Source organism: Psychrobacter sp. NC44 (genome assembly GCF_904846655.1).
In the GTDB taxonomy this organism is placed as follows: domain Bacteria; phylum Pseudomonadota; class Gammaproteobacteria; order Pseudomonadales; family Moraxellaceae; genus Psychrobacter.
On record NZ_CAJHBN010000011.1, the window covers coordinates 1 to 13,112 of the forward strand.

The window sequence follows — 13,112 nt, forward strand, 5'->3', positions numbered from 1 at the left end:
AGTGATCCAAAACGTCAATTACACCAGCTAAAACAATGGGTTAAACAGGAACTGAACTAGTTATCTAGGACAGCCCCAATAATTATATTATGACTTAGGCATAAAAAAGCGCTTGGCTCATCAGAGCGAAGCGCTTATTGTTTCGTCGCGTAATATGCGCTTATAAAACAGACTGTGCGTCTTTCATAATTTTATTTAATAGCGCTTCAGATTGTTTGTCTTGCTGTAGTCGATCTTCATCGCTTCTTTGATTGGTGTGTATTTTTTCATACAAATTCAAGCAGCACAGTACCAAGATGCTTTCTTGACTGAGGCTTGGCGCATCTCGTTTGAGATCTAGCGCATGGTTATTGATATACGAGACAGCTGAGAGCAGCTCTTCTTGTTCGTGTACTGGGCAATATATAGGATAAGTGACACCCGCAATTGCAATATCGACCTTCTTGATTTGTGGTTCAGGGATAGTGGTTTTCACAGTAGCACTCGACGTACTTGAACCAGTTGCAGCGACTGGTTGTGGTTTAGAAGAAATATTTTGCTGTTGGCCATTTTGCGGCTGTTTTTCTACAGAGTTTTTGTGGTCATCGGTCATGATAAATCCTACAATGTTTGGTCAGTAAAATGAGTAATATAAGATATTACCGTTTTGATTTTGTCGGTTTCATTAGCAAGTAGTGATTATCGGTCATCGCTCATTGCCATCACTGATCAGCCTTCTACTTGATCAATGTGGGTTAAGCGTTTTAATACAACTTGTGTACGCTCCGCTGCCAATTGATTCTTTTTCTGCAGCTCACTGTTTTGCTGTTTAATATCGCTATATTGCTGCTTTAATTCATTATTTTGTTGCTGTAACTGGCTATTTTGTTGTTGCAATTGGCTGACCTGTTTTTGCAATTTATCTTGCTCTTCGCCTATCATATGATGCGCTTCAGCCAAGCTTTGGTAGCGCTTGTCGAGATCGTTCAATTGTTTTTTGGCACCGTCGCGTTCGCTATGACTAGTGTTGAGCTTGGTCGTTAATGCTGCAAGCTCTTGAGGGTCGCTAACAGGATGCTGTTTGAGGCTGCTAAGTTCAGCACTGACAAGCTGATACTGTTTTTTTATGTCGAGTATCATTTTTTCTAATATTCTAAGTTGATCATACATAGTCAGTTTTTATCCTTAACAAGTAAGCGTGAATGAATTTTGTTCTCTGCGTTTAATAATGCCATAGGTGACCGCATAATATCTATATCAACAAAGTAATTACCTATATTAGACGTTGTTTGTTTATTTTTATTAGCCATGGTTTGATTGATAATATCAAGCGATGTCTCACACCTATTTTATTCGTCTATTTTTATTTTTTAAGCAATATTTTTTAAGCAATAATCAATCACTAGGACCTCTATTATGAATGACAATATATCTGGCTGGAATACATGGCTGACTGCTTTTGATGACTGGACTGACGTGTCTATCAGCGAGGTGCATGGCTTGATGACAGGGCTTATGACTGCCTGTAATGCGCCTGATGAGCAAGTATGGGCTAAGGTATTTGAGGAGCTCAGTTTTGCGCCGTTACCTGATGAGGCATTGACACTGTTAACAGAAGAAGCGGAAGACACTGTTTTTCAGCTTAAAGACAAAGACGATGCTTATTCTTACACGCCATTAGTACCAGATGATGAACATGATTTGTACGAGCGCGTGATGGCATTGAAACAGTGGGCAAATGGTTTTATGACGGGTTTTGGGATTACCGACTGTGGTCTCAGTGGTGACGAAAATGAGATGCTGTCTGATTTGGCTAAAATCGGTGGTATTCGCTTAGAAGATGATGAAAAATTTGAAGGTGGCGAAGAGTCTTATCTGCATATTTATGAGTTTGCGCGCATGGTGCCAGTGAGCTTTGCCACCCGCACGCGTAAACCTGTTAAAGATATTGCCCTAATTGCCGGACTGGCTATCGATGCAAAAACCACCAAAGAGCTACAAGCAGAAGGCAAGTTACCAAAGCCAATGCCGCCAGTCGTCGATGCGATGAATCAAAACCGTCCTTCATAATAAAGACGCTATCGTAAGAAGCAATCTGTTATAAAAGCCAACTTATTATCCATGCTAGGGCGTGTCCTCAATCTAAGAGAAAGCCACTAAATGGGATAAAAATAGTTAAATCTTGCAAAACTACGTTAAACAGCTGGTTAATGTCCCGATATTATCTGCGCTATTTTTCTGATTTGGCTATCATTTATCTCATTTTTATCACCATTTTCAAAATGAGGACACGCCCGAGTATTTTCTAAAAAGATATGAGAGATTTTAAGAGTCATTAATGGCGCTTAGATAATAGAAGGGAGATTATGATGATCAACGACAATGATATGATGTATTTGCGCCGCTGCGTAGAGCTGGCTACTGAAGCGTTAGAGGCGGGCGATGAGCCATTTGGTAGCGTATTGGTCGACGGCGATGGTCATGTGCTGCATGAAGATCGCAATCGAGCCAATACGGTCGATGCTACTTATCATCCCGAGATTGCCGTTGCCAAATGGGCAGCAGCAAATATGACAGCGGAGGCGCGCGCTAACGCTGTGGTTTATACCTCGGGCGAGCATTGTGCCATGTGTTCGGCTGCGCATGCGTGGGCAGGGCTTGGTCGTATCGTTTATGTCAGCTCATCAAAACAGTTGGATGAATGGATGCAGGAGATGGGCGTAAAATCCTCATCACCGATCAATTCATTAAGTATTCAAGAAGTAGCACCAAATGTATCAGTACAAGGTCCGATTGCTGGATTAGATGCAGAAGTAAAGGCGCTGCAACAGCGCGCATTTCAAAGACGCTAACGCTTTCTATTTTTACCATTCCAGAAATTACAGTAGCGAAAAACGAGTGCGAGTACTACATCTAGTAGGCTTGGAAAATTTAACATCGCCAACCGTATTTCTAAAATCGGTATTATATCGTGATAAGGATATTTCATGACTTCGAACAATAATAATCAGCTCAAAAATACGTCTTACCCTGCGCATAGTATCGATTGGCTCACACGCTTGATTGCTTTTGATACGGTCAGTCGCCATTCAAATTTAGCCTTGATTGAAGATGTGCAAGCATACTGTGAACAATTAGGTTTGATAATAGATTTGACTTTTAATGAAGCCAAAAACAAAGCCAATTTGTTCGTCACTGTGCCAGCAGGGGTAAACGCTGACGAAGTCAATCACGGTCTGGTGCTGTCTGGTCATACTGACGTAGTACCAGTTGATGGTCAAGATTGGACGTCAGATCCATTCACTGCGACGATACGTGGCGATAAGCTATATGGACGCGGTGCATGTGATATGAAAGGCTTTATCGCTTGTGCATTGACGTTATTACCACGCGCTGTGCAATTATCAAATAGCGGTCAGTTACGTCGTCCACTGCATTTGGCATTATCATTCGATGAAGAAGTGGGCTGTTTGGGTGCGCCATTGATACTGGCAGATTTGAAAGCGCGTGGTATCACCCCTGATTATTGTATCGTCGGTGAGCCAACCAATATGACGATGGTTGTGGCACATAAAGGCATTGCCGTTTATCGTTGCCGCGTCCATGGTAAGTCTGCGCATTCGTCATTGACCACCCAAGGTGTCAATGCTATCAGCTATGCCAGTCGTTTGATTGGTTATGTCGATGAGTTAGCAGAAGAGATTAGTCATCGCAGTGATAATGATGCACTGTTCGATGTGCCTTATTCGACATTGTCTGTAGGCACGATTCGAGGTGGGACGGCAACCAATATTGTCCCCAATCTGTGCGAGTTTACCTTTGACTATCGTAATCTGCCGCATATGACGCAAGAGGATATTCTTGCACCGATTCAAGCGAAAGTGGCAGAATTAAATGCCCAGATGCAGGCACGTGCTGCCGATACTGGCATTGAGCTGATGCAAGAAGAAAGCGTACCGGCAATGACTGATAACGACAGTGCTGAATTGCAATCGTTAATAGCCGCACTGACTGGAGATAACGAGCGTCATAAAGTGGCTTATGCAACTGAGGGCGGGCAATTTACCAATGCTGGTATCCCAACGATTATCTGCGGTCCCGGTAGTATTGAGCAAGCACATAAAGCCGATGAATATGTCGAGCTGAGTGAAATTGAGCGCTGTGATAGTTTTTTACAGAAGTTATTAGACAGCTGTACGATCAATTGATGGATTGAATCAGCAAGTGTTCCTTTCTGTTATCAGCAAGTGACGAGTTAGCATAAAATACACCGTCGTTATGGCGGTGTTTATTTTTTAGCAGTTTGGCATTATTACGATAAATTTTTATAAATAACAAAGTAGGGGTTGGTCGATGTCTTGGCATCTGTTTGCAGTATTCTTTGCAAGTACGTTTTTTATTTCAGCGACCCCAGGTCCCAATATGCTGCTCGCGTTTCAGTATGGCATGAACTATGGCGTAAAGCGCACATTGTGGACGCTGGCAGGACTGAGCCTTGGGCTATTTATATTACTGCTTTCGACCCTACTTGGACTCGATGTGATTAGTCGCCAGTCGCCTTGGTTGTTGACAATCATTAAAGCAGTGGGTGCGGCTTATTTAATCTATCTGGGTATTAGCTCTTGGCGCGATGTAGGCGATGGCAGCTTGATGAGTGATGCTCGTGAAATGAGCGAAGAAGTCGCGGCTGAATATTCTATTTCTGACAGTGAAGATACAGCTGGTACACCGCAGCCACGTTCGCTCTCAAGCGAAGCGGTGAGAATCTTGCCAAGCAATGTGACCTTGTTTCGTACAGGTGTATGGGTATCGCTATCCAACCCCAAAGCCATCTTATTTTTTGCCGCTTTCTTCCCCAAATTTATCAATTTTAGTGCGCCGTTATGGCCGCAATATTTTTTATTAACGATAGGGTTGTTCTTAAGTGAAACAATTTGGCAAATCGTTTATACCTTGGGTGGTACAAAGCTGGCAAGTTGGCTCGATGTTGGCAATCGTTTAGCGTGGCTCAATCGTGGTTGCGGCGTCATATTTATCATCATTGCAGCCGCTTTATTGGCTGAAGTCATAAATAGCTTTATGGTTTAAAGGTTTTTTAGTTCTATATTTAAAATAACACTCTCAAAGTAACACTTTTTAAATAACATGATTAATGAAATATATTTTTTTATTTAATTAAAATTAATTATTGACTTTATTTTTTAAATCGTTATTATTGCTACATCTATTTATTAGCTTCTATGTAAGCGATAAGTCATCCCAATAAGTCTGCTATTATTGTCTACAATAATTAGCCACAACCTACGGAGGAATCATCGTGTCCTATTTAACTATCAAGACGTTTTTAAAGATTGAATGTGTAAACTACCTGACAGCAATGACGACTTCGAACAGGTTTGGCTGAATTTATATATAAGCTACTGAGTGATATCCTATTGAATGATATCAACGCATAGTCTTCTGTATCTACTTGCGCTATTCCTCTTCTAAGTCTACCGTGCCAAAATCGCTCTGCGATCGTGCTAAGCCATATTGCGCTTACTGCTGTCTGTTTATCTAACATTTTACTTTACCGCTATTACCAATTAGGTTACTTACGCCATCGTTTAACGTATGCCCTTCTGTATGCATAATTTTTATGCTTTCAATTTTGGTACGGTAAAATCTTCCTTTAAAACGTCCATAATAAACTAACCATGCATGTCTATTAATTTTTCATTTAATAGAAATACGGTATTTTATTGCCTAAATTTTATAGATTATTAAATAACATTATTATTAAACGTTTTGTTTAATTGAGATGGATAAGTAATGTCTAAAAATTGTAAAAATAGATAAATGAAAAATACGTTACATGGTTCCAAAATAATAAAATAGAAAATATAAATTATGAGCATTCAATTAGTATTAAACGAAAATCGTAAACACGGCGTACCAGTCAAAATTTATACCTCGGATGTTGAGCAAGGAGCGATACAGCAACTACGCAATTTAGCCCAGTTGGAGTTTGTACACTCACACATTGCAGTTATGCCTGACGTGCATGTTGGCAAAGGTGCTACAGTCGGTAGTGTGATTCCGACTAAATCAGCCATCATTCCTGCCGCCGTTGGTGTGGATATCGGCTGCGGTATGAATGCGGTGCGTTTGTCACTGACAGCGAGTCATCTGCCTGACAGTTTAAAGTCATTGCGGTCGATCATTGAGCAGCAAGTACCTGTTGGCTTCAACATGCACAAACAAATCCAAGCCAAGAACTCAACGCTTGATCCACTAGGCAAGCGCTTAAAGCCGATTACTGATAAGCATCCAGGTTTGCTCAAAATGCTCAAAGGTTTTGAGCGCACTTGGGCAAAGCAGCTCGGTACACTGGGTGGTGGCGATCATTTCATTGAGCTTTGCTTGGATGAAAACAAAGACGTCTGGGTAATGCTGCACTCTGGAAGTCGCGGTATTGGTAATTGTATTGGCCAGTACTTTATTAACCTTGCCAAAAAAGAGCGTCAATCGCGCTTTGGTCATGTGCCAGATCATGATTTGTCTTACTTTGCCGAAGGGTCTGATAGCTTTGCTGATTATGTTGAAGCGGTGGGCTGGGCGCAGGATTACGCGCTAGAAAATCGCCGTGAGATGATGCGCTTGGTCATCAAGTCATTGCAGTCGCCACAAGCAGGATTACCACGATTTCAGCTGACCAAAGAAGCCATCAATTGCCATCATAATTATGTCAATGAAGAGGTGCATTTCGGTGAGCAAGTCTATGTCACTCGTAAAGGTGCGATCAGTGCTTATGCAGGTGAGCTCGGCATTATCCCAGGCTCTATGGGCGCAAAGTCTTTTATTGTGCGCGGTCTAGGCGCAGAGGAATCGTTTTGCTCTTGCTCGCACGGGGCAGGACGACAGATGAGCCGTGGTAAAGCCATGCGCGCGTTCACTATCGACGAGCTAAAAGCACAGACAGATGGTGTCGAATGTCGCAAAGACAAAGGCGTCATCGATGAAATACCCGGTGCTTATAAAGACATTGATGAAGTAATGGCGAATCAATCTGACTTAGTAGAAGTGGTGCATACGCTGAAGCAGGTGATGTGTATTAAAGGCTAACGAGTTACACCATAGCGAGGCCAGGATGGTGTCAATCGAGCTAAATGTACTAAGTGTACTATTTGCGCTCGATTTCCTAGTCGTGGCCTCACTATGCCGTCACTCGAACATACAAAAAAGATTGATATATATTAAAAGTATAGGTAACAATATGAGCTTAAAACAAACCTTAAAAAAGACCAAACAGATTGAGCGGCAGTTAGAGAAGCAAGCTGAAACAGGTGTCCAACACTCAATAGGCACTGTCAAGCCGCGCAACTATTTGGCACTAGATCCACTGTTAAGAAAAGGTGGTATTCACGAAAAGGAGGATATCGATATCGTCCGAAAAAAACGTCGCCGTGAGACCAAGCAGCAGCTACGGCAGACGGATTGGTTGTCGGAGTAGCAATCGTTCATCTTAATCTTAAATTTAAACAACAAAAAAGCCGTTTACTATCATAGCGAACGGCTTTTTTGTTTTTACTCAAACTTATAATATAACGGTTACGCCAATACTTCTATTAGCTCACCCTTGACCATATGTGGACTGACGAAATCAGTAATACGTACGCTCACGAGTTTACCCAACATCTCATCCATTTTTTCGACATCGTGAGGGAACATGACCGTACGGGTGTTATCTGCCGTTCCGATTAGGCAGTCAGGATGACGGTTGGCAACTTGTTCCACCAACACACGTGTCGTAGTACCGACCATCTCATGCGTTTTCGCTAGCGTTGAGTCAATGATGACTTTTTGGAATTCAGCCAAGCGCTCTTTTTTAGTTTTGAAACTCACATCATCTGGTAACTCAGCCGCTGGCGTGCCTGGACGTTTAGAGTAGATAAAGCTGTAAGAGTGATCGAAGTTCAATTCTTTGGCTAGATTTAAAGTATCTTGGAAATCTTGATCCGTCTCGCCAGGGAAGCCAATGATAAAGTCGCTAGATAAGTGAATATCAGGACGAACGGCTTTAAGCTTATTAATCTGATTGATATAGACATCAATTGTGTGATTGCGCTTCATCGCTGCCAAGATAGCGTTTGAGCCACTTTGAACAGGCAGATGCAAGTGAGAAACCAGCTCTGGCAATTGTGCATAGGCATCAATGATGTCATCAGTGAACTCTAGCGGATGGCTGGTCGTATAGCGAATACGCTCGACACCATCAACATGCGAGACATAATGTAACAGCTCAGCGAAACGGCAAATGCTGCCGTCGTCTTTTTCACCGCGATAGCCGTTGACGTTTTGCCCCAATAGATTGATTTCACGCACACCTTGCGCTGCTAAGCTATCAATCTCAGCCAATACGTCATCGAGTGGGCGAGACAATTCTTCACCGCGGGTATAAGGAACCACGCAAAATGAGCAATATTTTGAGCAACCTTCCATGATAGAGACAAAGGCTTTAAATCCTTCTACTCTTGGCTCAGGTAAAAAATCAAACTTTTCGATACTCGGGAATGACACATCAATCGTACCGATACGGTTTTTAGGCGCGATTTCACGTTGTTCATTTGATTGATCATATAGCTCTGGCAGACGATGCAATGTTTGCGGGCCAAATACCATATCGACGTAAGGCGCGCGCTTTTGAATGTTATCGCCTTCTTGTGAGGCAACACAGCCGCCAACACCGATCACAAGATCAGGGCGCTTTTCTTTTAATTTGCGCCAGCGACCCAATTCTGAAAACACCTTTTCTTGCGCTTTTTCGCGGATAGAGCAGGTATTCATGAGTAATACATCAGCTTCATCGATATCGTGTGTGACTTCCATACCGTGGGAATCACCGAGCACATCCAGCATTTTGCCAGAATCATAGACGTTCATCTGACAGCCCTGTGTGGTGACAAAGACTTTCTTAGTCGCTGATTTGACAGGTGCTTGGGCTGAACTTGATTCTTTGAGTGCAGTGACAGCAGGCGCAGTAGCGGTTGTTTCAGCGACAGCAGTGTCATCGATGCGGGGATTAAATACAGTAACACTCATAAGGATAAGTCCATGATTGACTAAAAATATAGCGTGATAGGTGATTAGCAGGTGGCGTATTTTATCACAACCCTATGACAATGTGAAAAATTAGCAGCGTCAATTGTTGGTCGTTATGATAAATTATTTATAACAGTATCAATTATTTACTGCTACTAGTAACGCGTTTGGCAAAAATTATGGCTTGCTATCACTTCTATGTTACACCGTGCTATCGTATTTATTAACAAAAGGTAAAGGTGATGGTTGAAAGTGCAACGAGTATAGTATGATGAATGCGACCATATTAGCGCGATTGATTAAATCGCGATTTACGCCGTTTTGGCATTGTTATGCTAAATATATTATTTAGCCAAATCATTTGGACACATTACAAAGAGAGTCAGTATGACAAAGCCGCAGGTTGCTCATAGCATCAAGGATAGAGAATCTATTAAGCAAAATGAAGATGCAAAACGAATGAAAGCAAGGACGCTACGAGTCAGTGCGTTAAGTTTGGCGACAGCAATGAGTGCGCTAGGATTGTCACAGGTGGCTTGTGCTGAGCTGACGTGGGGCGAAGAGGACAGTTATCAGCAAGAAGGCAGCTATCAACAAAACAGTGGCTATCAGTCGGACAATGGTGCGAGCTCATTTACAGCAGCGGCAATTGCGGCAGAACGCGGTGATGTCAGTGCTTTATACAATTATGAGCAAGCAATGAGCGGCGGTTTGTTTGCTATGTATCCCACTTATTGGCGGATGAATTTGGATCTTAATTCGCAAAGTTCGGCGGCAGTGTCACAGTTTGTGCGTCAATATCCAAATACGGTGATGGCAGAAAAGCTGGTGGCGGATTTTGCTGAGACTAAAGCAGGCTCCAATGATTACGCCTCAGTACGCCAAGTTGCGAATTTGATTACCAATGCGGATGCCAGTGAGCGCTGTGCGGTTGCGCTTGGGTTCAATAATGGCGGCGATACTATGCGGGCTATGGCAGCCAAATCTGAAGTTTGGTTGACGACCAAAAAGCAGCCCGCCTTGTGTGACCAGCTCGCGATGGAGATGAATAATAACGCGCTGATTAGCAATCAGGATCGCGCGGCGCGTCTCAAGCGTATGTTACGCAAAGGCAAAACGGGTGACATTATGGCATTGTCATCACGTTTAGGAACGCCCATTGCTTATTCAGCATTGAGTGAGATTCAACTGAATCCGTCTGCTTTTTTTAGCCGTTTTAGTCGAGAACCTGCCAGTCAAAACAATCAATACTTATATCTATATGCCATGGGACGCGTTGCTGACAAGTCTTACCGTGAAGCTGCATTACAGTTAGATTTTGATGTTAAGCAAGACAATCAGCGTTCAGTTAAATTGTTGAATGCGGAGACTCGTCGCTATGCGTATCGCATCCTTGGGGTGCAACGTATGAATCATAATACGGATGATGGTTTTAATGCTGAGGCGGTTGATTGGTTCCGCAATAGCCTAGACGAAGATTTTAATTTTGAAGAAGCCGAAGATTATGCCATGGCAGCGATTCGCTTTAGCCGCTGGGATGATGTGGTCGAAGCCATCTCAAAAATGGAGGCTGAAACCCAAAAAAGTGATCAGTGGCAATATTGGCTGGCTCGCGCTTACGAGCAATCAAGCGATGCTAACAAGCGTAATACTGCTAAAAAAATGTATCAAAACTTGGCAAAAAATAATGACTATTATGGCTTAATGGCAAAGGATAAAGTGGGTCAGCGTTTTGATGCCAGTCGTTTGGGTGGTAATAACTTACCAAATGTCAGTACTGCTGATCGCGCACGGGTTATGCAAGATGCCAACTTTGCGCGTGCTTTTGCTCTATATAATGCTGACGCCAGCCGTGCCTATGCCAATCGTGAATGGAACTGGGCGGTAAAGCAGGCGCGCGACAAGCGTGATGATAACTTGATTATTGCCGCTGCTCGTCAAGCCTATGATATGGGCTGGCTCGACCGAGCAATTTATGCCGTCGATAATACTGATAGAGTAGACAGCTTAGCGTTATCACATCCGATGCCGCATCAAGATGCAGTCGTACGTTATAGTCAGTCTGCTGGTATCGATCCTGCTTGGGCTTATGGCATCATGCGTCAAGAAAGTCGCTTTGTTGCATCAGCACGCTCAAACGTTGGTGCCAGTGGTTTGATGCAGGTGATGCCTGACACAGCAAAATATATTGCTCGAAATTTAGGTGAGACCTATAGCGCCAGCCGTGCCAATAGTGGCGATACCAATATTCGTTATGGCACGTGGTATATGGGTGATATTTTCGGTAAGCTAAACCGTCAACCTGTGTTGGCAACGGCTGGTTATAATGCGGGTCCGAACAATGCCAAGCGTTGGCAACCAGTATATGGTTCGCTCGCAGCCGACCAGTACGTCGAGTCGATTGCCTTTCCTGAAACCCGTAATTACGTCAAGCACGTGATGGAAAATGCCACCATTTATAGCAGTCTATTAGGTCGTAGTCAGCCTATTAGCCAGCGCATGGGCACGATACCTGCCGCGTTCTAAAATGCTAATGTATAAACCAAAAAAACCATTCGTGAGCAATCATTAATGGTTTTTTTATGTCACTTTTGATCGTGCAATCAAAACTAGTTTTGTCTTGACGCGATGCCTAATTCGACGCCCAACCTCGCTGATGATGACATGCTAACGTTGCGATATTTTTGTACTATTGATGCTATCATTAGCTTATGTTTACGTTTCTGCTATAGATTAAAAAAAACGTTTTGCTACCATTGCATCAATTAGTGTCTTTTATACGTGCTTATAATAAGTGCTTATCAATCAACGCACACATTTTTGTTAGCTCTATTCTTAGTTTTATCAGTGTTTATACGTCGAACACTATTAGCTAAACGATAGCCCATGTTTTTATCATTGCTAGATGCCTTCAGCCCCTATGATCAAAAAATATTTCAATCTGTCCCTGTTATTAAAAGTTAGGCATCAGTCATCTATTCAGCAGATGCAGGTGCGCTCGCTATCTACTCTGACGCCAGATTTAAACCAATCAAGCTCGATAACTAATACATCTATGGATAAACTAAATAAGACGCTAAGTATCGGTGCATTAGTGATATTGCAAGGCGTTATGATGATGCCGGTACATGCCGCGAGCGCTGTTAAGAGCGGACAGCGTGTGTTGATGATTGAGATGACGCCAGCATTGTGTAGCATACAGCCGACACGTGCCCGCATGCGTCAATGCTTGGAAGGTTATTCGTTGACAGTATCAGGTCTGGATATGGGATATGGTGAGCGCTGCGGACGCGGTAGTGAGCCACGTCTGACACCGTTACAGTTAAAAGTCGTCAACCGTATTATGCCTGATACGACAGTACGTAGCCAAGCTTGGCAGCGTTATGGGGCGTGTAGTCCACTTAGTGCCAGTAGTTATTTTCGCCAGATTACCAATTACGCTGGCGCATTAAAGCTGCCTAATGAGCTTAATACGGGTAATAGCTATACAGTTTCTAAATCTCGATTTATCAGTCAAATGACCCAGCTTAACAGTGGCATGTCCTCAAACAGTATTGATTTGATTTGCCAAGCGGGCAGTCGTCGTCAATCAACATTGACGGATATCCATATTTGTTATGAAGGGAGCGAATTTGGCACATGTCATAATGTTGTGAATAATTGTGGCAGTAAGTTCGTCATTTCGGGTGGAAAATAGTTTTTTAGCTCATTTAAATACTTATTGCTTGAATTGAGGACACGCCCTAATAATATTCGTTTATCTTAAGTGTTATATCACTATATATAAAGCTTCTCAATGCTGTTATCAGCTGCCTTTTATTACTTTCTAGCGCTGTATCCATATAGGTTTACAGTAGGTATAAAAATCCTCCCGTATAAAATGTAACAATATAATCGGTGGTCGGCGTCTTATTGTCTCTAGACGATTTGCTGAACGAAGTGCTACACTAGCTCTCGGTTTATGACTGCTATATTCAGTAGGCAAGTCGCTATTTACAACGATAGTCATCCATTAGAACCATCAATCAGAATCATGAATTATCTAATCTATA

Annotated in this window: 11 protein-coding genes; 8 read left to right on the plus strand and 3 right to left on the minus strand. The window is 42.6% G+C overall.

All coding sequences use genetic code 11. From position 1 onward, the window contains the following. Positions 1-160: 160 nt before the first annotated feature. Positions 161-592, minus strand: a complete 432-nt coding sequence (locus JMX95_RS09130) for a cell division protein ZapA (protein ID WP_201560631.1) — start codon at positions 590-592, stop codon at positions 161-163. Positions 593-708: 116 nt separating this feature from the next. Continuing rightward, positions 709-1,149: a hypothetical protein gene (locus JMX95_RS09135; RefSeq protein WP_055124734.1), complete on the minus strand. Its 441-nt coding sequence runs from the start codon at positions 1,147-1,149 to the stop codon at positions 709-711. A gap of 246 nt (positions 1,150-1,395) precedes the next feature. On the opposite strand from JMX95_RS09135, the gene JMX95_RS09140 reads away from it, so the two are divergent. From JMX95_RS09140 to JMX95_RS09165, 6 genes are all read left to right on the plus strand, one after another. Beyond that, a complete protein-coding gene (locus tag JMX95_RS09140) occupies positions 1,396-2,049 on the plus strand; it encodes a UPF0149 family protein (protein WP_201560632.1) in 654 nt (217 codons plus the stop codon). A 296-nt stretch (positions 2,050-2,345) separates the two neighbouring features. Then, positions 2,346-2,831, plus strand: coding sequence for a nucleoside deaminase (locus tag JMX95_RS09145; RefSeq protein WP_265089723.1), 486 nt, complete (start codon positions 2,346-2,348; stop codon positions 2,829-2,831). Between the two features lie 135 nt (positions 2,832-2,966). Continuing rightward, positions 2,967-4,187 carry an acetylornithine deacetylase gene (gene argE / locus JMX95_RS09150; RefSeq protein ID WP_201560633.1) on the plus strand — a complete coding sequence of 407 codons (1,221 nt, stop codon included), beginning with the start codon at positions 2,967-2,969 and terminating at the stop codon, positions 4,185-4,187. A 145-nt stretch (positions 4,188-4,332) separates the two neighbouring features. Then, positions 4,333-5,067, plus strand: a complete 735-nt coding sequence (locus JMX95_RS09155) for a LysE family translocator (RefSeq protein WP_198329490.1) — start codon at positions 4,333-4,335, stop codon at positions 5,065-5,067. A gap of 801 nt (positions 5,068-5,868) precedes the next feature. Further along, positions 5,869-7,083 (plus strand): RtcB family protein, encoded by a 1,215-nt coding sequence (locus tag JMX95_RS09160; RefSeq protein WP_201560634.1) that lies wholly within the window; start codon positions 5,869-5,871, stop codon positions 7,081-7,083. A 151-nt stretch (positions 7,084-7,234) separates the two neighbouring features. Beyond that, positions 7,235-7,471 carry a hypothetical protein gene (locus JMX95_RS09165; RefSeq protein ID WP_201560685.1) on the plus strand — a complete coding sequence of 79 codons (237 nt, stop codon included), beginning with the start codon at positions 7,235-7,237 and terminating at the stop codon, positions 7,469-7,471. 98 nt (positions 7,472-7,569) lie between these two features. Here JMX95_RS09165 and miaB read toward each other — a convergent pair whose 3' ends face one another. Then, entirely contained in the window at positions 7,570-9,060 is a 1,491-nt protein-coding gene (gene miaB, locus JMX95_RS09170; RefSeq protein WP_201560635.1) for a tRNA (N6-isopentenyl adenosine(37)-C2)-methylthiotransferase MiaB, read from the minus strand. A gap of 387 nt (positions 9,061-9,447) precedes the next feature. Between miaB and JMX95_RS09175 the strand changes: the two genes are divergently transcribed. Further along, on the plus strand, positions 9,448-11,586 hold the full coding sequence (locus JMX95_RS09175) for a lytic transglycosylase domain-containing protein (protein ID WP_201560636.1): 2,139 nt from the start codon (positions 9,448-9,450) through the stop codon (positions 11,584-11,586). A 529-nt stretch (positions 11,587-12,115) separates the two neighbouring features. After that, a complete protein-coding gene (locus JMX95_RS09180; protein ID WP_193008548.1) occupies positions 12,116-12,757 on the plus strand; it encodes a hypothetical protein in 642 nt (213 codons plus the stop codon). Positions 12,758-13,112: the final 355 nt, after the last annotated feature.

Bases quoted from the DNA above. Each gene is read 5' to 3' on its own strand.
- JMX95_RS09130 (WP_201560631.1), bottom strand. From the start codon at position 592: ATGACCGATGACCACAAAAACTCTGTAGAAAAACAGCCGCAAAATGGC.
- JMX95_RS09165 (WP_201560685.1), top strand. From the start codon at position 7,235: ATGAGCTTAAAACAAACCTTAAAAAAGACCAAACAGATTGAGCGGCAG.
- JMX95_RS09160 (WP_201560634.1), top strand. From the start codon at position 5,869: ATGAGCATTCAATTAGTATTAAACGAAAATCGTAAACACGGCGTACCA.
- JMX95_RS09155 (WP_198329490.1), top strand. From the start codon at position 4,333: ATGTCTTGGCATCTGTTTGCAGTATTCTTTGCAAGTACGTTTTTTATT.
- JMX95_RS09145 (WP_265089723.1), top strand. From the start codon at position 2,346: ATGATGATCAACGACAATGATATGATGTATTTGCGCCGCTGCGTAGAG.
- JMX95_RS09175 (WP_201560636.1), top strand. From the start codon at position 9,448: ATGACAAAGCCGCAGGTTGCTCATAGCATCAAGGATAGAGAATCTATT.
- argE (WP_201560633.1), top strand. From the start codon at position 2,967: ATGACTTCGAACAATAATAATCAGCTCAAAAATACGTCTTACCCTGCG.
- miaB (WP_201560635.1), bottom strand. From the start codon at position 9,060: ATGAGTGTTACTGTATTTAATCCCCGCATCGATGACACTGCTGTCGCT.
- JMX95_RS09135 (WP_055124734.1), bottom strand. From the start codon at position 1,149: ATGTATGATCAACTTAGAATATTAGAAAAAATGATACTCGACATAAAA.
- JMX95_RS09140 (WP_201560632.1), top strand. From the start codon at position 1,396: ATGAATGACAATATATCTGGCTGGAATACATGGCTGACTGCTTTTGAT.
- JMX95_RS09180 (WP_193008548.1), top strand. From the start codon at position 12,116: ATGGATAAACTAAATAAGACGCTAAGTATCGGTGCATTAGTGATATTG.